This window comes from Micromonospora sp. NPDC049114, from assembly GCF_040648635.1.
Lineage (GTDB): Bacteria > Actinomycetota > Actinomycetes > Mycobacteriales > Micromonosporaceae > Micromonospora.
The window spans coordinates 61,438-85,976 of the sequence record NZ_JBEZEA010000003.1 but is presented as its reverse complement, the minus strand read 5'-3'; the positions used below and the strand labels follow the sequence as shown (position 1 = coordinate 85,976).

The window sequence follows — 24,539 nt, the reverse complement described above, 5'->3', positions numbered from 1 at the left end:
CCGCGCCCGTGCAGGACTTTGAACAAGGAGAAGGCACCCGATGCAAGCTGTCCCGGATACCGATGCCCGGCCGACCCGCGGGCGGGTGGTGATGCTTGTCGACAACGGGGTCCACGGTGACTCCCGCGTGCAGAAGGCCGCCCGGTCGGCCGCCGAGGCCGGCTGGGAGGTGATCCTCGTCGGCATCCTCAAGGGCAGCAACACCGAGGAGACCTGGCGGATCGGCGAGGCCGAGGTCCGGCTGATCCGGGTGGCGCGGCGGATTCCACATCCGATCACCCACCGCCGCGCGCTGCTGCGCCGCCCGCTGGCGTACAAGCCGGGACTTGTCGCGAAGCGGCACCTGAACGTGCTCAAGGCACGCCGGAACGACCTCAACTTCCGGCTGGCCGAGATCAAGGTCGCCCGTCGTGCGGGAGGGCCGCGCTGGGTGGAGCTGGCCGGCAAGGCCCGCCTGGCCGTGCCGTACTTCCTCAACAAGGCGAAGTTCCGGTGGGTCAAGCTTCGGACCCGCGAGTCGCAGCGCCTCCAGGAGCGCCAGCAGGACCCGAACGCCCTGCTGGACCGGGCCGCGCTGCGGCTCTGGCAGCGCCTGCACGGTGACCGGGCGTGGCGCCGCCTGGACCCGGAGCTGTGGGACTTCGAACTGGCCTTCGGGCCGGTTGTGGACAAGCTGCAGCCCGATCTGATCCACGCGCACGACTTCCGGATGCTCGGCGTGGGCGCGCGCGCGACGATGCGCGCCCGCGCCGCCGGGCGGGACGTCAAGCTGGTCTGGGACGCGCACGAGTTCGTGCCCGGCATCATCGGTCGGCCCACGAACCTTCGCTGGCTGCCGGCTCAGATCGCCTACGTCCGCGAGCACGCCCCGTACGCCGACAGCGTCATGACCGTCTCCTCGACCCTGGCCGACCTGCTTCGGGAGACGCACGACCTGCCCGAGCAGCCGGCGGTGGTGCTGAACGCTCCGCCCGCCGAGCTCACCCCGGAGCAGCGGGCGTCGCCGGTTCCCGACATCCGGGCGCTGTGCGGGATCGACGCGGGTACGCCATTGTTGGTCTACTGCGGTGGCATCAACCCGTCCCGCGGCGTCGACATCATGATCCGAGGCCTGACCCGGATGCCCGACGCGCACGTCGCGCTCGTGTCGGTGCCCCTCAACGGCAAGCACCCGATCATGTACGAGCTGGAGGAACTCGCCGCCGAGTTGGGGGTGGCCGACCGGGTGCATCTGCTGCCGTACGTGCCGCACTGGCAGGTCTCCGCGTTCGTGGCCCCGGCCGACCTCGGCGTCATCCCGATCCACCACAAGCCCAACCACGAGTTGGCGCTGATCACCAAGTTCTTCGAGTACGCGCACGGCCGGATACCGATGGTTATCAGCGACGTCAAGGCCATGGCCGAAGCGACGCGGGCCATCGGCCAGGGCGAGGTCTTCCGGGCCGAGGATCTGGACGACTACCTGCGTGCCGTGCGGGAGGTGCTGGCCGACCCGCAGCGGTACCGGGCGGCGTACGACCGGCCGGGCGTGCTCGACCAGTGGACCTGGGAGGCGCAGGCGCGGGTGATGGACGAGGTCTACACCCGTCTGCTGCCGGACCGCCCCAAGGCCCCGGCGCAGCGCACGACCGCCCCGTCGACCGTGGCGCAGCGCTCCTCACTGCCCGTGAGTTGACCGAAAGGGGGGGCTTGGCCAGTCGGCCAAGCCCCCCTTTCGGTACCTGCTGTTCCGCCTCGCCGGCGGCTCAGTCGTCGAGCAGCAGCCGGTCGAAGCCGGACTGGGTGACGCTCCAGTCCCAGGTCTTCAGCGCGTGTTCCGCCGCAGCCTGGCCGATCTCCCGCCACTGCTCCTCGGTGGCGGTGGCGGCGAATATCCGTTCCGCCGCCTCAGCCGGGCTCTCGGCCACCCAGTCGGCCGGAAAGAGGGTTCGGGCGCCGTGTGGCTTGCCGGCGAAGAACGGCCAGTCACGCACCACCGGCACCGCCCCGCTCGCGGCGCCCTCCACCAGGCCGCAGTGGAAACTCTCGCGCACCGAGGAACTCACGATGACGCCGACTTCCTGCAGTGCGGCCGGGACGTCGTCGGTCTGCCCGTAGCGCCGCACCGCCCCCAGCGGCTCCAACTCCGCCAGGTCCTGGGTGAGCAGCTTGCCGTAGTCCTTGGCGGGCTTGCTGGTCCGGTCGTTGAAGTTGCTGCCGATCAGCGTCAGCCGGTACCGCTCGTCCCGCTCGCGCAGCTTCCGCAGCACCTCGATCGTCCACCGCGGGTCCTTGGCCACCGAGCTGAACCCGACCATGCCGAGGTTGAACCGGGCGTCGGCCGGCTTCGACCGTGGGTAGCGCTGCAGGTCCATCGCATTGTCGATGACCCGGAGGCGGGGCCCATCGGTGAGCTGCGGCAGCACGGCGGTGGCGAGGTCGCGCAGATGGTCGGAGACGAAGACGACGTCGTCGACCCGGGAGAAGTCCACCAGGTGTGGCCAGAAGTTGAACGCCTCGAAGCTGTGCAGCCGGACGATGATCCGGGTGCTGCCCGGGTCGTGCAGGGTGAAGAGCACCGCGGCGGCTTGGCACCAGTCGACGAAGACGGTGTCCGCCCAGTCGAGGTGCGGCCGGAGCCACTCCTCGATCTTGGCGCCGTAGGACGAGTCACCGGCCAGCAGGTGTTCCATGACGGTGCTGCCGCTGAGCGCGAGCGGGCGGGTCACCTCATCCTCGTGGAGGTCCAGGAATCGGACCTCCACGTTCGGCATGGCCCGGTAGCGCTCCAGAATCTCCGACAGGAAGTTGTCGTTGATCAACGTCGTCACGAGCAGTCGCAGCGGGCGGTCGGTCGGCGCCGGGGCGGCCGGGGTGCGTCGCCCGCGCGGTTGGGACAGCTTTCGCGCTGCGGTGCTGGCCCGAAAGGGTGCCATGAAGGCTCCCGGGTCCGTGCTCATCGGCGAGGTGAGTCGATCGAAGTGCAGCACCCGGTTGGACGACAGGCTCCAGGCCATGGAGATGGCCGCTGCGGCCCGCTTGGTGTCGCGCGGCAGCAGGTCGTCCGCCAACGCGAGCTGGGCCCGGATCGCGTCGTGCAGGCCGCTCGGTTGGTGGCCGAGCGCCAGCTCCGCCTTCGCTGCCTTGGTCAGCACGTCCGCGCGGGTGGCGAGGCTGCTGATCCGCTGTACGGCTGCCGACGCGGCCCGGCCGCCGGCGGCCGGGCGACCGGCCCGGACCGCGCTGTCGTGCAGGCGGACGGCGAGCTTGCTGCGGAGCCGGTCCGGGATGCTGGGCGCCGCCACGGCCCGGGTCCAGAGCCAGGCCCCTGCCGGGTTGCTCATCACCCGCCTACCGGTGGCCTTGTTGAGGGCGGTCCGGATGGTCTGCTCCGCGGCGCTGCGGGCCCCGCGCGCACCGATGCCGGCAGCGGCGGAAACACGGCGCTCCAGCCGCTTCCCGACCGGCTCGCTGCGGTTGGCGGCGAGGGCCTTCTGCGCGGGCACGAGCCCGTGGTACGCGCCGGCCCGGGTGTTGCGCTGCGCCATCTGCCAGACCGTGTGCACCGCGCGGGCGTCGAGAGCGACCAGCAGGTCGGCTCGGCGGTATTGCTGCCGCAGCCAGGTGCTGCGTCGAGCGTGCAGCCAGATCTTCCGGTTGGCCGCTGCCCGCCCGAGAGCCTTGCGGAACCGGACGTCCCACTTCTCGGCCGGTACGACGAACGTGCGAACCTCTGCCAGCGTCGGGTCGATCCCCAACTCCTCGCCGTCGAAGAAGCAGGCCACCGTGACGGTGGCACCCTTGCTCCGGAAGCGCTCCAGCGCCTCGACGAGGACGGCCGGCTGCATCGGCGCGGCGGTGGCCACGATGAGCACGGCGGTCACGGTTGGACATCTCCGGTCGAAGCGGTCGCGGCCGGGGTGGGAACGCGAACGCCGGCCGGCGTCGGCCGGACGAGTTCGGTGAGGTGTCGCACGGCCGGAGCGAGCACGGCGGGCCGGGCGAACCGGCGAGCGAGCTGGCGTGCCGCGGCCCGATCCTCGTCAGTGGCCTTCAGGGCCATTCGCGCCGCCTCCGAGAACAGGTCCGCCAGCCGGTGCGGGTCCAGACCCACCGCGCCCGTCCAGAGTGGATGTCCGGCCAGGATGTTCGTCGCGTCGTGGTCGACGTCGTGGGCGGAGAGCACCGGCAGCCCGGTGGCCATGAACTCGTACACCTTGCCGGAGGTGACGAAGCGCCCACCGACCAGCATCAGCACCAGGGCGTCCCAGGAGCCGTACGTCGCTGCCAGGTCCGACTTCGGTACCGGGCCGCCGAAGCTGACATTGTCGACGGCAGCCTCTTTGAGCAGGTCCATGTGCCGGTTGGCCTCGCGTATCGGGCCGGCGCCGATGTGGCCGCGCACCTCGAATCGGGAGCGGGCCAGGACCGGATCGTTGCGCCGGGCGATCCGCCACCCGTCGAGCACCGACTCCAAAAAGGCCGGGGTGAAGTTGACCGAGCCGAGGTAGCCGAAGGTCAGCCCCGCGTTCGGATCCGGTGACCGGCCGCTGACATCGGGGAGGCTGTCCTCGTCGTAGCCGTTGCGCACGACGTGCACCCGGTCGGCCAGGTGCGGGTAACGCTCACGGTAGAAGCCGGCGATGGGGTCGTTCACGCACCAGACCGCGAGGGCGTGCTCGAGGACCTTGGACTCCCAACGCCCGGAGACCGAGTCGCGGGTGAAGGCCTCGCCGCCACCGATCACGTCCAGCGACCAGCCGTCGCGGAAGTCGACCGCGTAGGGAACCCGGTACTCCTCCCACAGCTTCCAGGTCGCCGCGAGGTTCACGTACGGGGCGCAGGAGGAGATGAGCAGGTCCGCGGGGTGCTGGCGGTGCTGCTGGACCACCGCCTTCTCCAACTCGTAGCGCCAGCCGCCGAAGTCCCGCTCAGGGAAGATCTTCTGCTCGCGCTTGCGGAGCCGGCTGATCCACCCCACCGGGTCGATCGACCGTTCTTCGGAGAAGGCGCGGATGTCGGTCTCCAGGTCCTCCCGCATCAGCGGCAGCTCGATCACCTTGACCCGGGGATCGACCTTCTCGGAAAGGGTGTGGTCCAGGCCGTACTCGCGTTCCCAGGCTTCCTGGCAGATGGTGATGACGGTGATGTCCCAGCCCATGGCGACGAACTGGTTCGCCGTCTCGCGCAGTCGGTATGCGCTGCTCTTCGCCGCGGGCGGGAACCCGATCGCCAGGTAGATGGCGTGCGGTCGCTGCCCGCCGCCGGACCGGGGAAGGGGTGCAACTCGATTGCTCATCGCTGGTACCCGATCGTGAGGAGGAGATGCGCCATCATGCCAGGTGACGCCGCAGCGTCTCGGCGACCCGGTGGGCGGCCCGGCCGTCGCCGTACGGGGTTCCCCGCCGGGCTTGCGGGGCCGGGCGGGTCGCGGTGGTCGCCCACTGCGCACCCAGTTCGCGCGGGTCGGGGACCAGCGCGTTCCAGCCGCCTTCGAGGGTCTCCACCCACTCCGTCTCGGTGCGCAGCGTCGTGCAGGGGCGGTCCAGCAGGTAGGCCTCCTTCTGCAGACCGCCCGAGTCGGTGACCACCCCGACGGAGCCGAGCACCGCGGCGACCATGGCGCCGTACGGCAGTGGCCGGCCGGCGTGCAGTGCGCCTCGGGAGAGCTTCAGGCCGTGCTCCTCGGCGCGTGCCACCAGCCGCGGGTGGGCGAGCAGCGCCACCGGCACCGGCAGGTCGGCCAGCGCGTCGAGCAGTGCGGCGAGCCGCTGCGGGTCGTCGGTGTTCTCGGCGCGGTGCAGGGTGGCCAGCAGGTACGGCTGCTCCGGGTCGATTCCCTCGGGCAACGGCGGCCGGGGCTGGCTCGCGCGCGTCACGTCCTCCCGGACCCGCAGGCAGACGTCCACCATCACGTCCCCGACCAGGACCGATCGGGGAGCCAGACCCTCCGACGCCAGGTGCCGCATCGCCTCCTCGGTGGGGGCGAGCAGCAGGTCCGCGGCGTGGTCGGTCAGTACCCGGTTGTGTTCCTCGGGCATCCGGCGGTTGAACGAGCGCAGTCCGGCCTCGAGGTGGGCGACCGGTAGGTGCTGCTTGACCGCCGACAGGGTGCCGGCCAGGGTCGAGTTGGTGTCGCCGTAGACCAGGACCCAGTCCGGCCGCTCGGCGGCCAGCACCGGGTCGAGCGCGGCCAGCGTCCGGCCCGTCTGCACGCCGTGGCTGCCGGAGCCGATGCCCAGGTGCACGTCCGGGTCGGGGATGCCGAGGCCGGAGAAGAACACGTCGGACAGATCCGCGTTGTAGTGCTGGCCGGTGTGCACGATCACGTGCTCACAGCCCTCCGCCGCGAACGCCGCGGCGATCGGTGCCAGCTTCACCAACTGCGGACGGGCGCCGACGATGCTGACGACCTTCACTACCTGACTCCTCGAGGGTCTGCGACGGTAACGACGAACGGAGGGTGCCACCCGAGACGCGGGTTGGCGCCGTTCAAGCGGCTCCCCGCCGGGGCTGACGGCCGAATCATTCTTCCTGATCCGCCGGTCAGTCGGCCGTGGCCGGCGGCTCCAGCAGCAGCCGGTCGAAGTCCTTCTGCGTGACCGACCAGTCCCAGGTGCTCAGCACGTGCGCCGAGGCCGCCCGGCCCGCCTCGCGCCAGACCTCCTCGGACGCGGTGAGGGCCAGGATCCGCTCGGCCGCCTCTTCCGGCGTACCGACCACCCAGTCGCTGGGGAAGAGGGTCCGGGCGCTGTGCCGGCGGCCGGCGAAGAACGGCCAGTCGCGTACCACCGGCACAGCGCCGCTGGCCGCGCCCTCGACGAGCGCGCAGTGGAAGCTCTCCCGCAGCGAGGTGCTGAGGATGACCCCGACGTCGGTGAGCGCGCCGGGGACGTCGTCGGTGCGGCCGGTCCGCACGACGGCGCCGGACGACTCCAGCTCGGCCAGTTCGGCGTCGAGTTCCCGGACGTACGCCTTGATCGCCGGGCTGAGCTCCGGGTTGAGGGCGTCGCCGATCAGCTTGAGGCGGTACCGCTCGTCCCGTCGGCGCAGCTCCCGTAGCACCGCCAGGGCCCAGCGCGGGTCCTTGGCCAGCGAACTCAAACCGACCAGCCCGAGAGTGAACCGGCTGTCGGCAGAGATTTTGGGCGTCACGTACCGGTGCAGCTCCATCGCATTGTTGATCATGTGGGTCCGGGGCCCCTGCGGGGCGCCCAGCCGCGGCACCGCGGCCAGCGCCAGGTCGCGGAGGTGCTCGGAGACGAAGACCAGGTCGTCCACCCGGGACCAGTCGGTCAGGTGCGGCCACCAGCTGAACGCCTCGAAGCTGTGCAGGCGGACCACCACCCGGGTCGTGCCCGGGTCGATCATCGTCAGCGTCGCGGCCCCGAGGTTGCACCAGTCCACAAAGACCGTGTCCGCCCACTCGAGGTGGGGACCCCAGGCTTCCTGGACCTCCTCGGCCCGCTTGGAGCTGCCGGCGAGCAGGTGCTGCACCACGTTCGTGCGCCCATCGCTGAGCACCGGGAGGATCGACTCCTCCCGCAGGTTCAGCCGGCGGACCTCAACCCCGGGCATCGCCTCGTAGCGGTCGAGGATCGGCCCGAGAAAGTTGTCGTTCAACCCGGTGAAGAAGAGCATCCGGTGCGGCCGGCCGGCCGGCGGAAAAGCCGCCGGGCTCTGCCGGCCGCGCGGAGTCGCCATCGCTCGGCCGGCCTCGCTGTTGTGCAGCGGGGCGAGGAACTTCGCCGGGTCCTCGGCCAGTGGAGAGCTGGTGCCGTCGAACTGCACGATCCGGTGGAACATCAGGTTGAAGGCGCGCAGCACGTGCGGCGCGGCCTTGCCCGGGTTCCGCGTCTTGAGGAAGCCGTCCGCGAGCTTGAGCTCGCCCCGCACCACGGTCATCAGGTCTTCGGGCACCTTGCCCTGGCTCAGCTCCGCGTCGACGATCGGGCCGAGGAACTGCCCCCTGGTCGTCGGGCTCTTCACTCGACCCTTGGCCGCCAATGCCAGCCGCTTCGCGCTGGCGGCGTGCCCGGACTTGAGCATGGTGCCGGTGACTCGCCCGGCGATCTTGCCCCGGTGCCGTTCCGGCAGACCGGGCGCCGTGACGGCCCCCTGCCAGAACCAGCGCACCGGGCCGAGCTTCATGGCCCTCTTGCCGGTGCTCATCTCGAACACCCGCATCGCCAGGTCGACTGTCTGGCTGCGGGTGGCGCTCGCCAGCACGGCCGGGGCGGGGCCGGCGGTGCTGAGCCGGGCACGGCGGTAACGTGCCGGGTCGGCGGACCGCTTTTCCACGGCCCGCAGCGCCGGGGCGATGCCGTAGACGGCGTCGGTCCGTCGGTGCCGCTGGGCGAGCTGCCAGACGGTGTGCAGGGCTCGCGGGTCCAGGGCAACCAGGACGTCGGCCCGCTTGGCGTGTCGGCGGACCCACGGGTCGCGCTGGGCGCGCAGCCACGGGCGCCGGGCCGGGTTCGCCCGTTTGGCCATCCGGGCGAACCGCGGACCCAGCTCCGCCGAGGTGGGCAGCTGGTGCACCTCGGCCAGCTCGGTGGCTGCCGGGATGTTCTCCACCGGGTCAAAGGTCGTGGCCACCCGCACGGTGACGCCCTTGGCGCGGAACTGCTCGAGCGCGTCGGTCAGGACCGCCACCCGTCCGGGGACGGTGCCCATAACCATCAGGACCTCGATCATGACCTACCTTCTCGGGCCAGGACGCGTGCGCCGGCGGGGGAGGATTGCGGGACGGTCGGTCCGCCGGCGCCCAGCACCAGCTGGGTGACCTCACGGACGGCGGGGATGAGCTGCTCCTCGCGGGCGTACTGCCGCGCCTCGGCGCGGGCCTTCTCCCGCTCCGCCACGTCGGCGGTACGGGCCATTGCGGCGGCCCGCCGGAAGGCGCTCGCCAACTCGGCCGGGTCCAGCCCGACCGCGCCGGTCCAGAGCGGGTACGTGGACAGCACAGTGGAGGCGTCGTGGTCGGCCTCGTGGGCGGAGACCACCGGTAGGCCGGTCGCCATGTATTCGTACACCTTGCCGGAGGTCATGTAGCGGCCGCCGGTCACCATGAGCACCACCGCGTCCCAGCGTGAGTAGAGGTCGACCACCTCGGCCTTGGGCACCGAGCCGCCGACCAGCACGCCGTCGACGGCGGCGGCCCTGAGCAGTTCGGCGTGCGCGTTGTCACCGCGCGCCCACGCGGAGCCGATGTGGCCCCGCACCTCGAAGCGGGCGTCGGCCAGCGCGGGATCCTCCGCGCGCGCCGTCCGCCAGCCCTGAAGGACGGCGTCCAGCAGCGGCACGGGCAGGGTCAGCGCGCCGAGGTAGCCGAAGGTCAGCGGCCGGTCCGGCGGGGCGGGACGCACCTGGGCCGGGATGCTGGCCGCGTCGTAGCCGTTGCGCACGATCCGCATCTTGTGCGCCAGCTCGGGGTAGCGCTCCCGATACCAGCGGGAGATCGGCTCGTTCACGTTCCAGATGGCCACGGCGTCGGTGAGCAGCTTGAGCTCCCACTGCCCGGAGGTCGACTCCCGGGCGAACGCCTCACCGTTGTTGATCACGTCGACGGACCAACCGTCGCGGAAGTCCACCACGTACGGAACCCTGCGGGTCTCCCACAGCTTCCAGGTCGCGGCCAGGTTGACGTACGGGGCGCAGGTGGTCACCAGCAGGTCGACGTGCCGCTCCCGGTGGATCTGGAGCAGGGCCTTCTCCAGCGTGGGACGCCATCCGCCGAAGACTGCCTCGGGGAAGACCTTGAGGTCCTGCTTGCGCAGTTCGGCAAGGTAGTCCTTGTGAGCCAGGGCACGCTGCTCGGTGAACGAGCGGATGTCGGTCTCCAGGTCGTCCCGGAACAGCGGCAGCTTCACCACCCGGACGCTGGGGTCCACCCCCTGGGAGAGGGTGTGGTCGAGGCCGTGCTCCCGCTCCCACGCCTCGTCCGCGATGGTGACAGCGGTCACGTCCCAACCCGCGGCGGCGAACTGGTTCGCCGTCTCCCGCATCCGGTAGGCGCAGCTCTTGGCCGCCGGCGGGAAACCGATCGCGAGGTAGACCAGGTGCGGTCGGGTTCCGGACCGTCGCGGCCGGGGGAGTTTCAACGAGTCCCAGAGAGTTCGCCCGTTGTTCATCGATTCCGATCCTGGGGAGTGGGAGAGGGCCGCGTCGGGGCCAGGGTGGAAATGGTCAGGTGGCCCGGCCGGCCGGCGACGAGGTCGGACGACCGTCGGACAGAGCGCGGAAACCACAATAACGCCGTCCCATGCGTGAGGCCGCCGACGCCCTCGCGCCGCCTACGGCGAACTGCGCCAGACGATCAGCAGATAGCCGCCGAAGTAAGCGGACATGAGGGCCAGCAGAGTCAGTATGGCGATCGCTCGTGCCCGTGCGGCCTTCGCGAACGCGACCGCCACCGGGATCAGCAGCGGGAATGCCGGCAACAGGAAACGTGCCTTGGAATGGTAGTAGCCCGCGGCACCGAGCGTGGTGACCAGCAGCAGGCCGCTGTAGAGCAGCAATTGCCACGGCTGCCGGTCGAGCAGGCTCAGCACGAAGAGCGTGATCGCCAGCACCGCGACCAGCGTGACGGTGTACAACTCCAGGGGCGATGCCCCCATGAGCACCATCCGGCCCCTCTCCAGGGTGTCGACCCCGAAGTCGAAGGTGGTCCCCCAGCCGGCGTCCTGGATGTGGAACCAGCCGTCGGGCCGGCCGGTCTGCACACCGACCCAGGCCAGGTAGCCAACCCAGCCAGCGGGCGCGAGCACCATGGCGACCCAGGGACGCCAGCCGTCCCGCCGGCGGAAGGCGGCGATGAGCGCGGCGAGCCCGACCACCGCGATCAGTGACGATGCCGTCGGCCGGGTCAACCCCGCGAAGAGGCAGAGCACGCCCGCGGTGAGCCAGCGCTCGCGCAGCAGGGCGTACAGGGTCCAGGCGGCCAGCGCGGTGAACAGGCCCTCGCTGTACGACATCGTCTGCACAATGCTGTGCGGCAGCAGTCCCCAGAGCACCGCGAGCATGATCCCGACCCGCCGACCGTGCAGCAGGTTGCCGATGGCAAACAGCCCCCAGGCGGCGGCGAGCGCCGCGATCCAGGCCAGCGCGAGTGCGGTCTTGCGGAAATCGAGCGGGGTGAGCGGCTCCAGAGCGGCGGTCAGGCCGGGATAGAGCGGAAAGAAGGCCATGTTGCTCTGCAGCCGCTGATAGCCGTCATAACCGTGCTGCGCGATCGCGAGGTACCAGTTGCCGTCGGCTCTGGTGAGCAGGCCCTCGGTGCTGCGGCTGGGGGAGGCCCAGAGGTAGAGGGTCAGCCCGCCGAGAACGCGTACCGCGGCGTAGGCACCGAGCGCGGGCAGCGCGTATCGGGCGCTGGCGAGCAGCCGGCGGGCCCGGCTGTCGGGGGCCGACGGGATCTCGTCAGGGCTCGAGTCCGTCGTCGGCGGCCGGCGCTCGCCGGTCGTCACCACGTCCATGTCTGGTCCTGTCTGCGCCGATCCGGGTCGATCGGGTGGGTTGTCCGGGGAACTGGAGATGACCGGACCCGGGCAGGGCCTCGCCTGGCGCGGCGGTCACCGGTGGTCGATCCAGAGTGCAGGTTAGCAACCGACGCGGCTCGGCGCGGACACCGAGCGCCGCGCGGGCCGGTACCACGCCTGACGTGTCGTAGACTCGCTCGGGTCCCGCGGGCGCGGTGCTGGCTGACACGGAAACGGGCAGGAATGGGATCTGACGGCGCGACCGCAGCGGTGGCCACCCGGGGACGGGTAGTCATGCTGGTGGACAACGGGGTCATCGGCGACTCGCGGGTACAGAAGGCGGCTCGGTCCGCGGCCGACGCCGGCTGGGACGTCGTCCTGCTCGGCCGGGCGCCGGCCGGGGGGCAGTCGCAGAGCTGGCGCCTCGGTGCCGCCGAGGTTCGGCTGATCCCGATGCCGGAGCCGCTGGCCAAGCGCCGACACGAATTCCGACGTGCACTGCTGCGTGCGCCGCTTGCCTACCCGCCGAGCGGGATCGGCGCCCATCGTGCCCAGGCCGTGAAGGCCTGGCGTGCCGACCTGCAGGTCCGCCGCGCGGCTCTGACGCTGGCGGCAAGCGACGGCGGTCGCGTCCCGTCGCTGGCCTGGCCGACGCTGCGGTTCGAGGAGAAGTTCTCCGGCCTGGTCCGTCGCTGGGTGTCGCTGCGCAACCGGGAGCTGACCCGGGCCCGTCGTGGCCGTAAGCTGACCAGCCCCTGGGACCGGGCGTACACGCTCTTCTGGCAGCGGCTGCGCGGCGGCGGCGCGTGGCGCCGCCTGGAGCCGGGCCTGTGGGACTACGAACTGGCCTACGGCCCGGTGGTCGACGAGCTGGCACCGGACCTCATCCACGCCAACGACTTCCGGATGATCGGCGTCGGGGCCCGCGCCAAGATCCGGGCCGCCGCCAAGGGGCGCCGGATCGCACTGCTGTGGGACGCCCACGAATACCTGCCCGGCGTGCAGCCGTGGCGCGACAACGCCCGGTGGCTGCCGGGGAACGTCGCCCACGAGCGGGAGTTCGTGCCGTACGCGGACGCCACCATGACCGTCTCCGGCGGCCTGGCCGACCTGTTGCAGCGCGAGCACGGGCTGGCGGAGCGTCCCGCCGTGGTGCTCAACGCGCCGACGCTGGAGACCCAGCCGGCGGGCTCGGCCGAGCCGGTACCGGACATCCGGGCGCTCTGCGGGATCGGCCCGGGCACGCCGCTGCTGGTCTACAGCGGGGTGGCCGCGGCCAAGCGCGGGCTCGGGGTGATGGTCGAGGCACTGCCGCGGCTGCCCGAGGCGCACGTCGCCTTCGTGGTCAACAAGCCCCAGTCGGCGTACGTCAAGGGCCTCCTGCGCCGCGCCGAGGAACTCGGGGTGGCGCAGCGGGTGCACGTGCTGCCGTACGTGCCGCATCACCAGGTGGTGCCGTTCCTGTCGGGCGCGCAGGTCGGGGTGATCCCGATCCAGCACTGGCCGAACCACGAGATCGCCCTGATCACCAAGTTCTTCGAGTATTCACACGCTCGGCTGCCGCTGGTCGTCTCCGATGTGCGGACGATGGCGGAGACTGTCCGCGAGACCGGGCAGGGCGAGGTGTTCGAGGCCGAGAACGTGGCCGACTTCGTCCGGGCGGTCACCGCGGTGCTCGCCGACCCGGCGAGCTACCGTGCCGCGTACGACCGGCCCGGGTTGCTGGCCGGCTGGACCTGGGAGGCGCAGGCAGAGGTGCTGGACAACGTCTACTCCCGGCTGTTGCTCACCGCGCCCGCGCGCCCGACGTCCGCCCGCGACATCGGCGCCGAGCAGACAGTGGTGGAGGTCGGGGCGTGAGCCAACCCGACGTGACGGTGGTGATCGCCGTCTACAACACCATGCCGTACCTGACGACCTGCCTGGATTCGCTGGTCGGGCAGACCATCGGGCTGGACCGGCTCGAAGTCGTCGCGGTCGACGACGGCTCCACCGACCGCAGCGGCGCCGAGTTGGACCGCTACGCGAAGCGGTACCCGGAGACGGTCCGGGTGCTGCGCCAGGCCAACTCCGGCGGCCCGGCGGTGCCGAGCAACCGCGCCCTGGACCACGCCCGCGGGCGGTACGTCTTCTTCCTCGGCTCCGACGATCACCTCGGCCCGGAGGCCCTGGAACGTCTGGTGGACGCCGCCGACCGGTGGGGCTCCGACGTGGTGCTCGGGCGGATGGTCGGCACCAACAAGCGCTACGTGCACCAGGCCGTCTACGCCGAGACCCGGGAGCAGATCGATCTCGTCGACAGTGCACTGCCCTGGTCGCTGTCGAACACCAAGCTGTTCCGGCGGGACCTGATCGAACGGCACGGGCTGCGCTTCCGCACCGACATGCCGATGGGCAGCGACCAGCCGTTCACACTGGAGGCCTGCGTCCGCGCGAACAAGGTCTCCGTCCTCGCCGACTACGAGTACTACTACGCGGTCAAGCGGCACAACGCGCAGAACATCACCTACGCCAGCCGCTTCGAGGAGCGGCTGCGCTGCGCCGAGGAGCTGGTCGGCTTCGTCGCCGGCCTGCTCGAGCCCGGGCCGCGGCGCGACGCGGTGCTGCTGCGTCACTTCAGCTGGGAGGTGGCGAAGCTCCTCCAGACGGAACTGCTCGACCTCGGCGCCGACCTCCAGGAGCGCGTCCACGACCGGATCCGCAAGTTGGTCGAGGGGTACCTCACCGACGACATCCTGGCCCGGTTGGCCCCCGACCTGCGGCTGCGGCTGGTCGTCGCCCGCGACGCCACGCTGGACCGGTTGCGTGAGCTGATCCGGCAGCAGGCCGAGAAGACGCCACCCGACATCAGCACCGAGGATGGCCGCTGGTACGCCCACTATGTCGGCTTCCGTGACCCGTCGTTCGGCTACCCGGACGAGTGGTACGACATGACCGACGCCTCTGCGAAGGTGCTGGCCACGCTCACCGCGACCCGACTGGCCTGGGGACGGGACGCCGCAGGCGCCCGATCCCTGGTGGTCAGCGCCCAGAGCCGCTGGGCGGAGCTGGCCGACCTGCCCGCCGAGGCGCTGCGGGTCAGCGCCGGGGAGGTGGCCGGCGTGACGTCCGTCACCGCCGGTGCGCCCGGTACCGTCGTACGGACGGCCTTCGCGGTGGACCGGCTGCTCGCGGCCGTGCCGCTCAACGGCGGACGGGAGACGGTACGCGCCGAGGTGAGCACCCCGGCGGGGGTCGGCTCCGCGCCGTTGCGGACCGACCGCCGGGTCGCCGCGCCCCGCCTGCTCACCCGCCGTGGCGTCCGGTTGCACCTCGTCACGCCGACCACGAACCACAAGGGCCAGGTGATCGTCGCGATCACGCCGGTGACCACCGGTCGGTTCCTTGCCCGTCTGCGCCGAATCTGGCCCTCTGGAGGAAAGTAGTTTCATGAACATCTGCGTCGTCGCGCTCGGAAAGATCGGCCTTCCGCTCGCCGTGCAGTTCGCCTCGAAGGGGCACCGGGTGATCGGTGCCGACGTTTCCGAGCGGGTCGTCCAGCTCGTCAACGATGGTGCCGTGCCGTTCCCCGGCGAGGCCGACCTGGACGTGAAGCTGAAGGAGGCGGTGGCCGCCGGGCTGCTGTCGGCCACCACCGACACCGCCGCCGCGGTCGCCGACTCCGAGGCAGTCGTCGTGGTGGTGCCGCTCTTCGTGGACGCCGATGGCGTACCGGACTTCGGTTGGATGGACGACGCCACCCGGGCCATCGCCCGCGGCCTCAAGCCGGGCACCCTGGTGAGCTACGAGACCACCCTGCCGGTCGGCACCACCCGCAGCCGTTGGGCGTCGATGCTCCAGGAAGGCTCCGGTCTCACCGTCGGCACGGACTTCCACCTGGTCTTCAGCCCGGAGCGGGTGCTCACCGGGCGGGTCTTCGCCGACCTGCGCCGCTACCCGAAGCTGGTCGGTGGCGTCGACGAGGCGTCCGCCGCGCACGGCGTGCGCTTCTACGAGGCGGTCCTCGACTTCGACGAGCGCCCCGACCTGGAGCGTCCGAACGGGGTGTGGGACCTGGGCTCGGCCGAGGCGTCCGAGCTGGCCAAGCTCGCCGAGACGACCTACCGGGACGTCAACATCGGCCTGGCGAACCAGTTCGCCCGCTTCGCCGACACCGTGGGCGTCGACGTCACCAAGGTCATCGAGGCGTGCAACACCCAGCCGTACAGCCACATCCACTCGCCGGGCATCGCTGTCGGTGGGCACTGCATCCCGATCTACCCGCGGATGTACCTCTGGAACGACCCGGCCGCCACCGTCGTCCGCTCGGCCCGGGAGGCCAACGCGGCCATGCCGGAGTACGCGGTGGACCTGCTCGCCGCCGCGTACGGGGACCTGACCGACGTGGGCGTGCTGGTGCTGGGGGCCGCCTACCGGGGTGGGGTCAAGGAGACCGCCTTCTCCGGCGTCTTCCCGACCGTCGAGGCGCTGCGCCAGCGGGGCGCCAAGCCGTACGTCTCGGACCCGATGTACACCAACGAGGAGTTGGTGGCGCACGGCCTGCCGGCCTACGACGGTGAGCCGCTCGGTGCCGCGGTCATCCAGGCAGACCACGCGGAGTACCGCAGCCTCGCCCCGGCCGACCTGCCGGGCGTGACCGTTCTGGTGGACGGCCGGCGGGTCACCGATCCGGCCCGCTGGGCCGGCGTCCGCCGGGTGGTCATCGGCGGCTGATCCCCACCCGTCCGCTCCGGGCCCCGACCGTTCCGCGGCCGGGGCCCGTTGTGCGTCCGCACCTGACTCGCCGTGCTGAAGTCCGTGCTCAGCGGCGCGGTGCGCCACCCCCGCGCGCACCGCTGTGAGTCGCCTCTCCCGCCCGTTCACCAACGAGACGCCCCGGCGATACTTGTATCACTTGCCCCGTTTAGGGTCGCGGCGGCCGGTATCGAACGCGCCAACACAGGCGAGCAGACAGGGAGTGTGTCGTTGTTCAGCAGAATACGGAGCCAACAGGGTGTCGCCATCGCCGGCGTGACCCTGCTGGGCTACGGGATCATGGTTCTGGCCGGCGCCCTGGGCTGGGTGATTCCGTTCGTGGTCGCCGCGTTGGTCGCGACAGCGGGTGAGTTCGCCCTCGCCAACCGGTTCGCCGCCACAGCCGTGCTGCTGGAGAAGGCAGGTATCGAGCCGGTCGGGCGGTGGCTCGTCCGCGACTTCTCGGTGGTCCTGCTGGTCGTCAGCACCGTCCGCCCCGGGGTGGCCGCCACGATCGGGATCATGCTGCTGCCGGCCGCGCTCTGGGCCGTGGCCGTCGGCACCATCGTGGTGAACCGGGTCGTCGACGGCCGGGCCGCGACGCCGGCGTTCACCCGCAACATCGATTTCGGCGCGGTACGCCGGGTGCCGATCCCGCCGGCCTGGGCCGAACGCATCGTGGGCCTGCGGATGCCGGTGCTCAACTTCCTGCTGCTGCCGGCGGCCGTGGCGGCCGCGCTGGTCGACCGGATCACGCCCGTGCTGGTGACCGGTCTGGTCACCCTGGCCATCGGGCTCGTCGCCGCGGCCGTGCTGGCGTCCACCCTGTTGCGGGGGCGCGGCCGTACCCCCGGGGTGCTGCCTGCCGTGCACGACTGGCTGGCCCGGGAGCGTCCGGAGGTGGTGCTCTACTTCGCCGGCCCCGCCAAGGACGTCTACCAGGCCAACATGTGGCTCGCCCCGGTGGAGGCGGTGGGCCGCCGCGCGGTCGTGCTGCTGCGCGCCGAGGACGCGTTCGAGGCGCTGGCCGACACTCGGCTGCCGGTGATCTGCGTGCCCGCCGGGGTCGACTTCATGAACCTCGATTTCAGCCCCGTCCGGGTGGCGCTCTACGCGGCGAACGTGGGCGCCAACATCCACATGATCCGTGAGCCCGGGGTCCGGCACGTGTTCGTCGGGCACGGCGACAGCGACAAGCAGGCCAGCGTCAATCCCTACAGCAAGGTGTACGACGAGGTGTGGGTGGCCGGTCGAGCCGGACGGGAGCGGTACGCGCAGGCCGGTGTGGGCGTGCTCGACCAGAACATCGTCGAGGTGGGCCGGCCGCAGTTGGCCGGGGTGCCGACCTTCGGCTCCGGCGCGACCGACCGTCGGTTCACCGTGCTGTACGCCCCCACCTGGGAGGGGTGGCTGGACGACGATCCGTACCACACGTCGCTGGTGGCGATGGGGGAGCGGATCGTGTCGGGCGTGCTCGCCGCGAACGTGCGCCTGATCTACAAGCCGCACCCGCTGACCGGCACCCGCTGGAACAAGGCCCGGGCGGCCAACGACCGGATCATCGACCTGATCCGGGCCGCCGGCGGCGAGGTGGACGTGAACTCGCTGGACGGCGACGCCCACCTGGTCGTCACCGGCCGGGTGCCGGCCCTGTTCGACTGCTTCACCGTCACCGACCTGCTGATCAGCGACGTGTCCAGTGTGGTCTCCGACTTCGTGCAGAGCCAACGGCCGTACGTGGTGGCCAACCCGGCGGGCCTGCCGGAGGACGAATTCCGTAGCTCGTACCCCACGTCCCGGGCGGCGTACCTGCTCTCCGCCGACTGCGGTGAGCTGGGGAAGATCCTCGACCTCGCCCGAGCTGGCGACGACCCGATGACCGAGGCTCGGCGTGAGCTGAAGGAGTACCTGCTCGGCCCGGACGAGCCGAACCCGATGGATCGTTTCCGCGCGGAGATCGATCGTCTCTGCGCCTGAACTGCGCCGGGTCGCCGGTGAGCGGCGCTCCGCTCACCGGCAACCGGTGCCGGTCAATCCCGACGCGGCGGGTTCGTCACGTCCCGGGAGATGACCTCGCCCTTCTCGTCGACCCAGCCCTTCGGTCGGGCCGGGTTGCCGGCCACCAGCTGGTACGGTGCCACGTCCCGGGTGACGACCGAGCCAGCGGCGATCATCGCGTACTCGCCGACCTCGATGCCGCAGACCAGGGTCGCGTTCGCGCCGATGGAGGCGCCCCGCCGGACCAGGGTCGGCGTGATCGTCCAGTCCGGATTCTGCGCCCGCGGCCGGAAGTCGTTGGTGAAGACCGCACACGGGCCGACGAAGACCTCGTCCTCCAGCGTGACACCCTGGTAGACGGAGACGTTGTTCTGGATCTTCACGCGGTCGCCGACCGTCACGGTGGCGTCGACGTACACGTTGCGCCCGATCACGCAGCCCGCACCCACCTGGGCCGACGATCGGATGTGGGCCAGGTGCCAGACCTTCGTGCCGTCGCCGACCTGGGCGCCGTCCTCGACGTCGGCGGTGGGGTGGACGAAGACCGAGGGGGCCGGTGAGGTGCTGTCAGTCATCCTTCAACTCGCATGGGTCGCAGGGCGCCGGGCGCCGTCGGTGACCCGCGCCGCCTCGGGCCGGAGACCGGGCACCGGGCGCGCGGATCGGGGCTGCCACGCTGCCCCGGGCACGGAACGTGTCGTCGGGGCGCGGGACTCGGCGTAGCATATCGACCGCTCAGCCGAGCAGCGCCGCCACCGCCTCGGCGGCCGGGGTGTCCACCGGCAACGCCTGCGCCGTCACCACCGCCGCAACGGGCAGCGACCCGTACAGGTGGGGGAAGAGTTGCCCGCCGCGGGACGGCTCCCAGCGCAGCGCGTCGCCCAGTCGCTCCTCCTCGACGCTGAGCAGGGTGAGGCCGGTGACGCCGGTGAAGTGCCTCCGGGCGGTCTCCACCACCTGGTCGCCGGCGGAGAGGTGGATGAAACCGTCCTGCCGGTCCACCGCCGAGCCGGTGAAGGTGCCGGCGGCCCGGGCGTCGTCCCACTCGGTCGTGGGCAGCAGCTTGTAGATCATCTCCGCAGCCTACGTCGGCCCGGTGGGCGTTTCGGCCGTACCGCCGCCGTCCTCGGTCGCGGCCCGGCATGCTCAGGTGGAGCGGCCCGTGAAGGGATGGACGATGGCGAGCTACGACGACGACTGGACCGACACCCAGCGCGGGTTGTACGACGAGTGCTACCGGGCCGGCGGTGAGTGGGCCGGGGACCCGGACACCCCGTCCGACGACGTACAGCGTGTGATCAACCTGGCCGAGGCGGACGACGACGCCTTCGACGACGCCGAGATCGACTTCCCGCCCCTGGTCGACGCCGTCACCCAGGCCAGCGGGGTCAACGTCACAAGCGTGCCGGCCCGGCACGACGACCCCGGATTCCGGGGCTTCGCCGACGGCGTCCGCGACGCGGTCGCCGACGACGTCTTCGGTCTGTAGCCGACCCGACCGGGAGGCGGCCTTCCCGCTCGCGGCCTGCTTCTGCCACCATTCGCAGGACGGCTGCGACGGATGGGGGCACGGTGCGGATCCTGCTGGTGGAGGACGACCGCCGGGTGGCCGCCGCGCTCTCCTCCGCCCTGACCCGCCGCGGCTACGAGGTCGAGCACGCGGCGACCGTCGCCGCGGCGCTCTCCGCCGCCCCCTGCGACCTGGTGCTGCTCGACCTCACCCTGCCCGACGGGGACGGCACCGACGTGTGTCGGGAGCTGCGCCGGCGCAGCAGCCAGCTCGGCATCATCGCGGTGACCGCGCGGGGTGAGGAACGCGACCGGGTGCTCGGGCTGCGCCTCGGCGCGGACGACTACGTGGTCAAACCGTTCTCGATGGTGGAGTTGCAGGCCCGGATCGAGGCGGTGCTGCGCCGGGCCGCGCACACGGCGCCCGAGCGGCACCTGATCGAGGCGGGGGCGGTACGCATCGACGTGGCGGCCCGCACGGTGACGGTCGCGGGGCGCGCGGTCGCGCTGACCCGCAAGGAGTTCGACGTGCTGCTGTCGCTGGCCCGCCAGCCGGGGGTGGCGGTGCCCCGCGACCGCATCCTGCTCGACGCCTGGGGCACCACCTGGGCCGACCGGCACACGGTCGAGGTGCACGTCGGGTCGTTGCGCGGCAAGCTGGGCGACGCGCGCCTGGTGGAGACCGTCCGCGGGGTCGGCTACCGGCTGCGCGATGCGTGAGGGGCCGCCGTGCGCCGTCGACTGGTGATCAGTTATCTGCTGCTGATGGTGCTCGTCCTCATCGCGTTGGAGAGCCCGCTCGCCGTCACCCTGGCCAGCCGGGAGACCGAGCGGGTGCGCGCCGACCGGCTCGCCGACGCCACCCGGTTCGCCTCGCTGGCCGGGCCGACGTTGCGCGGCGGCGAGCCCGGCCCGATCGGGGCGGAGCTGCGCAGCTACGACGAGCTGTACGGGATCGGCGCGGCGGTCGTCGACCGGGACCGGGGCATCGTCGTCGACTCGGCGAGCTGGCAGTCCACGGGGACCGCCACGGTGCTGGACGTCGCCCTGTCCGGCCAGCAGGCCAGCGCGCCCGAGTCGGTCTGGCCGTGGTCGGCGGGGCCGGTGGTGGTGGCGGTGCCCATCAACGACGGCGGTGAAGTCCTCGGCGCGGTGGTGATCGTGACCCCGGCCGGCGAGATCCGCCGGGCCGTGAGCACCTGGTGGCTGCTGCTCACCATGGCCGGCCTGCTCGTCGTGCTGGCCTGCGTGCTCACCGCGTTCGGGCTGGCCGGGTGGGTGCTGCGCCCGGTGACCGAGCTGGACGCGGTCACCCACGAGATCGCCGAGGGCGACCGGGGCGCGCGCGTGCAGCACCGGCTCGGCCCGCCGGAGCTGCGCCGACTCGCCGCCAGCTTCAACCACATGGCCGACGTGGTCTCGGACGTGATGGACCGACAGCGCGCGTTCGTCGCACACGCCAGTCACCAGCTGCGCAACCCGCTCACCGCGCTGCGGCTGCGGGTGGAGGAGCTGGGTCCCAGCCTCACCGACGCGGACGGGCGCTTCGAGCACCAGTTGGCGTTGGAGGAGACCGACCGGTTGGCGCTGGTGCTCGACGCGCTGCTCACCCTGGCCCGCGCCGAACGGGAGGAGAACGAGCGCGTCACCGTGGACGCCGCCGCCGTCGCCGCGTCCCGGGTGGCCGCGTGGGCGCCCCTGGCCCGGCACCGGTCGGTCGCGCTGCGGCTGGCCACGAGCGACGCCCCGGCGTACGCGCGGACCGTGCCGACAGCCGTCGACCAGGCGCTGGACGCGCTGATCGACAACGCGGTGAAGTTCAGCGGGGCCGGCGGGGCGGTGACGGTGACAGTGGCCCGCCGTGCCGACGGGGTGGCGCTGGAGGTGCGCGACACCGGCCCGGGGATGACCGAGAGTCAGCTCGGCCAGGCCACCGAGCGGTTCTGGCGAGCGCCGGACGCACAGAACGTCGACGGCGCCGGGCTCGGCCTGACCATCGCCGCCGTGCTGGTGGACGCCTCCGACGGGCGGCTCACCATGCGGCCGGCGCACCCGCGCGGGCTGGTCGCCGGCCTGTGGTTCCCGGCGCCGGAGCCCGAGCCGGCGGGGGAGCCGGCGGACGAGGACACGGCCGCCGACCTGCGGCCCGCCCCGGCGCGCTAGCGGCCCGAGCCGGGTGCGGGGCGGCCTCCGGCGACGGTCAGGGCTTGGCGGCCCGGTACCAGGCGGCGGCGCCGGGGTGCAGCGGCAGCGGCGCGGTGGCGATCGCCGAGCGGGGGCTCATCCGTCCCGCCGCCGGATGCGCCGCGCCCAGCTCGGCCCGCCGCTCCATCAGCAGCCGGGTCACCTCGCGCACCAGCGGCTCCGGCAGGTCGGCCCGCACGATCAGGTAGTTCGGGTCGGCGACGGTGGTCACCGGGTTCATGCCGTACACCGAGCGGGGGATGTCCCGTGAGACGTAGACCTGGCCGTAGCGGGCGCGCAGCGGCTCCGTCCACTCACCGAGGTCCACGATCCGGGTGGCGCTGCGCCCGGCCAGCTCCTCGATGCCCCGCACCGGCAGACCCCCCGAGAAGAAGAACGCGTCGATACGCCCCGAGCGCAGGGCCGCGACCGAGTCGTCCAGGCCGAGCCGCTCCCGGCGTACCGTGTCGCCACCGAGCTGGGCCACCTCCAGCAGCCGGGTGGCGGTGATCTCGGTGCCGGAGCCGGGCGCACCCACGGAGACCCGTCGGCCGCGCAGGTCGCCGATCGTGCGGACCGGCCCGCCGTCGGTGGTGACCAGGTGCAACTGGTCGTCGTACACCCGGGCCACCGCATCCACCGACGGGCTCTGCGCCGGGGTGGTGGGCAGCACGTCGGCCTGGGTGAAGCCCAGCTCGGCAGCACCGGAGCCGACCAGGCGGACGTTCTCCGCCGAGGCTGCGGTGATCACCACGCTGGCCTGGACCCCGGGCAGTTCCCGGTTGAGGATTGTCGCGAGGGACTGTCCGAACGCGTAGTAGACGGCGGTGGGGCTGCCGGTGGCGATCCGGATCTCGACCGGCGTGCCCGGGTCGTCCCGGCAGCCGGCGACGGCCAGGGCCGCGACCAGCGCCAGCGCCGCCGCCCCCGCGCGGCGTCGACCGGCCCGAGGGGACGAGGTACGACTCACGCGGTGCACTGTGCCGCGCTCCGGCGGACGCGCGCAAGCCCGTACCCGTCAGTGCCGCCGGCGGCTGCGGCGCCGGCGTCGCTCAGCAGGCCGGACGGCGGGCCGGCTCCAGCACCGCGTCGCGGGCCGGTTCCATCGACGCGCTGCGCAGGATGCGCTCCCGGTCCGGCCCGTCGGCCACGCTGACCAGGAAACAGCCGGTGCCCGGGCGGAGCACCGCCGGCACGTCGAGCACTGCCGCACTGCGGATCAGCACGGCGGCCAACTCCCGGTCGGTGAGCCGTACACCGAGGATGTGCCGCCGTACGTGCCGCCCGCCGGCCAGCAGCGCCGAACGCCACGCCGCCGCCGCGAGCCGGGACATCCACCGGCGGCGGGCCGGCGAGGCGCCCGGCACGGGACCACCCAGCAGCTCCCGTCGCCCCTGCCACCAACCGGCGTCCACCATCCGGGCGTACGCGCCGCGGTGCTCCGGCGGCACCCAGAGCCGATGCAGCTCGTAGCGGCGGCGCAGGCCGCCGACGGCCACCTCCTGGGTGACCGGGATGTCGAGACGGGCGAGCAACTGCCGCATCCGCTGGGCGGCGTCCTCCCGGTTGAACTCGACGCTCGGCGCGTGCGACGGCGGCGCCGCGCCCGAGCGGGCAGCGGACGGCGGTGCCGTGCAGCGCAGCAGACAGGCGGCCTCGAACGCGTCGCCCAGGGTCAGCCAGTCCAGCGGGGGTGGCGTCGCCGGCGAACGGGGCCGGTCGAGCAGGGCGGGATCGCGGGCCAACTGAAGGCTCCCTTGTCGGAGTCTGGGTTCCCCTACCGTGGCCCCTGCGCGGCCGTTGCGGAACGCATCCCGCCCAGCCTTGAGGAAAACTTGCGGCTCCCGCGCCGCTACAGGTCGGTGACCACCAGGTCCACCTGCCGAACCCGGCCGGGAGCGGCGGGCTCGGCCACCACTGTGTGCTTCAGCTCCCGCAGCGTGCCGATCAGCTCCGCGGCGGTACGCGGTCGGGCCCCGGCGACCAGCAGGTCACGCACCAGCCGCCCCTTGGTCGCCTTGTTGAAGTGGCTCACGACCGAGCGGACCGGCACGCCGTCGACCTCCCGCTCGTGCAGCACCCGCACGGTCACCGTCCGCTCGGCCAGCGCGCCGCGCGGCGTCCAGGTGGCGGCGTACGCGCCCGAGCGCAGGTCGAGCACCGGGCCCCGACCGGCCGCGCCGGCCAGGACCGGCGCCAGCTCCTTTCGCCAGTACGCGGACAGCGCCCCGACGCCCGGCAGGCGGGCGCCGATCGGGCAGCGGTACGGCGGGATCCGGTCGGCGAGACGCACCGCCCCCCACAGCCCGGAACTGATCAGGATCGACCGGCGGGCCGCCCGCAGCGCCGCCGACGGGAGCGTGGCCAGCTCCAGCGCCTCGTAGAGCACCCCGGTGTAGAGCCGCTCGGCCGGCGCGGTGGCCGCCGTACGCAGCCGGGCGTTGCGGCGCAGCTCGCCGCGCTGGCCGTCGCTGAGCCCGAGCGCGGCCAGCGCGGCCTGCTCGTCCGGCCCCGCGCTGAGCGCCACGAGCGCGTCGAGCACCCGCTCGCGGGCCGGGTTCAGCTCCGGCAGCGAGAGCTTGTCGGGGGTCCACCGCCGTCCGGTGCCGGCGTCGGCCTTGCCCTCCGAGGGCGGCAGCAGGATGAGCATCGGGT

The 24,539-nt window shown here is 72.3% G+C and carries 19 protein-coding genes; 8 read left to right on the top strand and 11 right to left on the bottom strand.

Annotation, left to right across the window (positions count from 1 at the left end; all coding sequences use genetic code 11):
- The first annotated feature begins 40 nt into the window (after positions 1-40).
- A complete protein-coding gene (locus AB0B39_RS13300; protein WP_357495077.1) occupies positions 41-1,675 on the top strand; it encodes a glycosyltransferase family 4 protein in 1,635 nt (544 codons plus the stop codon).
- 70 nt (positions 1,676-1,745) lie between these two features.
- On the opposite strand, the gene AB0B39_RS13295 is transcribed toward AB0B39_RS13300, so the two are convergent.
- The 6 genes from AB0B39_RS13295 to AB0B39_RS13270 all read right to left on the bottom strand — a co-directional run bounded on the left by AB0B39_RS13295 (position 1,746) and on the right by AB0B39_RS13270 (position 11,456).
- Positions 1,746-3,863 (bottom strand): glycosyltransferase family 1 protein, encoded by a 2,118-nt coding sequence (locus AB0B39_RS13295; protein ID WP_357574425.1) that lies wholly within the window; start codon positions 3,861-3,863, stop codon positions 1,746-1,748.
- Positions 3,860-5,278, bottom strand: coding sequence for a glycosyl transferase (locus AB0B39_RS13290; protein WP_357495073.1), 1,419 nt, complete (start codon positions 5,276-5,278; stop codon positions 3,860-3,862). The genes AB0B39_RS13295 and AB0B39_RS13290 overlap by 4 nt, the downstream gene beginning before the upstream one ends.
- A gap of 34 nt (positions 5,279-5,312) precedes the next feature.
- A complete protein-coding gene (gene wecB / locus AB0B39_RS13285) occupies positions 5,313-6,398 on the bottom strand; it encodes a UDP-N-acetylglucosamine 2-epimerase (non-hydrolyzing) (RefSeq protein WP_357574424.1) in 1,086 nt (361 codons plus the stop codon).
- Positions 6,399-6,525: 127 nt separating this feature from the next.
- Positions 6,526-8,676 carry a glycosyltransferase family 1 protein gene (locus AB0B39_RS13280; RefSeq protein ID WP_357495070.1) on the bottom strand — a complete coding sequence of 717 codons (2,151 nt, stop codon included), beginning with the start codon at positions 8,674-8,676 and terminating at the stop codon, positions 6,526-6,528.
- Entirely contained in the window at positions 8,673-10,112 is a 1,440-nt protein-coding gene (locus AB0B39_RS13275) for a glycosyltransferase (RefSeq protein WP_357495068.1), read from the bottom strand. The genes AB0B39_RS13280 and AB0B39_RS13275 overlap by 4 nt, the downstream gene beginning before the upstream one ends.
- A 162-nt stretch (positions 10,113-10,274) precedes the next feature.
- On the bottom strand, positions 10,275-11,456 hold the full coding sequence (locus AB0B39_RS13270) for a hypothetical protein (RefSeq protein ID WP_357495066.1): 1,182 nt from the start codon (positions 11,454-11,456) through the stop codon (positions 10,275-10,277).
- A 297-nt stretch (positions 11,457-11,753) separates the two neighbouring features.
- Here AB0B39_RS13270 and AB0B39_RS13265 point away from each other — a divergent pair, with 297 nt between their 5' ends.
- The 4 genes from AB0B39_RS13265 to AB0B39_RS13250 all read left to right on the top strand — a co-directional run bounded on the left by AB0B39_RS13265 (position 11,754) and on the right by AB0B39_RS13250 (position 18,170).
- Entirely contained in the window at positions 11,754-13,319 is a 1,566-nt protein-coding gene (locus AB0B39_RS13265) for a glycosyltransferase family 4 protein (protein ID WP_357574569.1), read from the top strand.
- A complete protein-coding gene (locus tag AB0B39_RS13260) occupies positions 13,316-14,884 on the top strand; it encodes a glycosyltransferase (protein ID WP_357574423.1) in 1,569 nt (522 codons plus the stop codon). Before AB0B39_RS13265 ends, AB0B39_RS13260 begins: the two co-directional genes overlap by 4 nt.
- Positions 14,885-14,888: 4 nt before the next feature.
- Positions 14,889-16,172, top strand: coding sequence for a nucleotide sugar dehydrogenase (locus AB0B39_RS13255; protein WP_357495062.1), 1,284 nt, complete (start codon positions 14,889-14,891; stop codon positions 16,170-16,172).
- Between the two features lie 252 nt (positions 16,173-16,424).
- Positions 16,425-18,170 (top strand): CDP-glycerol glycerophosphotransferase family protein, encoded by a 1,746-nt coding sequence (locus tag AB0B39_RS13250; protein WP_357574422.1) that lies wholly within the window; start codon positions 16,425-16,427, stop codon positions 18,168-18,170.
- Between the two features lie 53 nt (positions 18,171-18,223).
- Here the strand turns inward: AB0B39_RS13250 and AB0B39_RS13245 are convergent, their stop codons facing one another.
- Both AB0B39_RS13245 and AB0B39_RS13240 read right to left on the bottom strand, forming a co-directional pair.
- The gene (locus AB0B39_RS13245; RefSeq protein ID WP_357574421.1) at positions 18,224-18,766 is read right to left on the bottom strand and encodes an acyltransferase; all 543 of its coding nucleotides are present in this window, start codon (positions 18,764-18,766) and stop codon (positions 18,224-18,226) included.
- A gap of 160 nt (positions 18,767-18,926) precedes the next feature.
- The gene (locus AB0B39_RS13240) at positions 18,927-19,265 is read right to left on the bottom strand and encodes a DUF952 domain-containing protein (protein WP_234582185.1); all 339 of its coding nucleotides are present in this window, start codon (positions 19,263-19,265) and stop codon (positions 18,927-18,929) included.
- Positions 19,266-19,368: 103 nt separating this feature from the next.
- On the opposite strand from AB0B39_RS13240, the gene AB0B39_RS13235 reads away from it, so the two are divergent.
- The 3 genes from AB0B39_RS13235 to AB0B39_RS13225 all read left to right on the top strand — a co-directional run bounded on the left by AB0B39_RS13235 (position 19,369) and on the right by AB0B39_RS13225 (position 21,863).
- Entirely contained in the window at positions 19,369-19,680 is a 312-nt protein-coding gene (locus AB0B39_RS13235; protein WP_357574420.1) for a hypothetical protein, read from the top strand.
- Between the two features lie 83 nt (positions 19,681-19,763).
- Positions 19,764-20,420, top strand: a complete 657-nt coding sequence (locus AB0B39_RS13230; RefSeq protein ID WP_357495056.1) for a response regulator transcription factor — start codon at positions 19,764-19,766, stop codon at positions 20,418-20,420.
- 9 nt (positions 20,421-20,429) lie between these two features.
- Positions 20,430-21,863: a HAMP domain-containing sensor histidine kinase gene (locus AB0B39_RS13225; RefSeq protein ID WP_357495054.1), complete on the top strand. Its 1,434-nt coding sequence runs from the start codon at positions 20,430-20,432 to the stop codon at positions 21,861-21,863.
- A gap of 37 nt (positions 21,864-21,900) precedes the next feature.
- On the opposite strand, the gene AB0B39_RS13220 is transcribed toward AB0B39_RS13225, so the two are convergent.
- The 3 genes from AB0B39_RS13220 to yaaA form a co-directional block, all read right to left on the bottom strand.
- Positions 21,901-22,863 carry a TAXI family TRAP transporter solute-binding subunit gene (locus AB0B39_RS13220; RefSeq protein ID WP_357495052.1) on the bottom strand — a complete coding sequence of 321 codons (963 nt, stop codon included), beginning with the start codon at positions 22,861-22,863 and terminating at the stop codon, positions 21,901-21,903.
- Positions 22,864-22,936: 73 nt separating this feature from the next.
- Positions 22,937-23,629 (bottom strand): hypothetical protein, encoded by a 693-nt coding sequence (locus AB0B39_RS13215; protein ID WP_357495050.1) that lies wholly within the window; start codon positions 23,627-23,629, stop codon positions 22,937-22,939.
- Between the two features lie 107 nt (positions 23,630-23,736).
- The gene (gene yaaA, locus AB0B39_RS13210) at positions 23,737-24,534 is read right to left on the bottom strand and encodes a peroxide stress protein YaaA (protein ID WP_357574419.1); all 798 of its coding nucleotides are present in this window, start codon (positions 24,532-24,534) and stop codon (positions 23,737-23,739) included.
- Positions 24,535-24,539: the final 5 nt, after the last annotated feature.

Excerpts from the sequence above, each read along its gene's own strand:
- AB0B39_RS13300 (WP_357495077.1), top strand. The coding sequence starts at position 41 with ATGCAAGCTGTCCCGGATACCGATGCCCGGCCGACCCGCGGGCGGGTG.
- AB0B39_RS13290 (WP_357495073.1), bottom strand. The coding sequence starts at position 5,278 with ATGAGCAATCGAGTTGCACCCCTTCCCCGGTCCGGCGGCGGGCAGCGA.
- AB0B39_RS13280 (WP_357495070.1), bottom strand. The coding sequence starts at position 8,676 with ATGATCGAGGTCCTGATGGTTATGGGCACCGTCCCCGGACGGGTGGCG.
- AB0B39_RS13275 (WP_357495068.1), bottom strand. The coding sequence starts at position 10,112 with ATGAACAACGGGCGAACTCTCTGGGACTCGTTGAAACTCCCCCGGCCG.
- AB0B39_RS13270 (WP_357495066.1), bottom strand. The coding sequence starts at position 11,456 with ATGGACGTGGTGACGACCGGCGAGCGCCGGCCGCCGACGACGGACTCG.
- AB0B39_RS13265 (WP_357574569.1), top strand. The coding sequence starts at position 11,754 with ATGCTGGTGGACAACGGGGTCATCGGCGACTCGCGGGTACAGAAGGCG.
- AB0B39_RS13255 (WP_357495062.1), top strand. The coding sequence starts at position 14,889 with ATGAACATCTGCGTCGTCGCGCTCGGAAAGATCGGCCTTCCGCTCGCC.
- AB0B39_RS13245 (WP_357574421.1), bottom strand. The coding sequence starts at position 18,766 with ATGACTGACAGCACCTCACCGGCCCCCTCGGTCTTCGTCCACCCCACC.
- AB0B39_RS13240 (WP_234582185.1), bottom strand. The coding sequence starts at position 19,265 with ATGATCTACAAGCTGCTGCCCACGACCGAGTGGGACGACGCCCGGGCC.
- AB0B39_RS13235 (WP_357574420.1), top strand. The coding sequence starts at position 19,369 with ATGGCGAGCTACGACGACGACTGGACCGACACCCAGCGCGGGTTGTAC.
- yaaA (WP_357574419.1), bottom strand. The coding sequence starts at position 24,534 with ATGCTCATCCTGCTGCCGCCCTCGGAGGGCAAGGCCGACGCCGGCACC.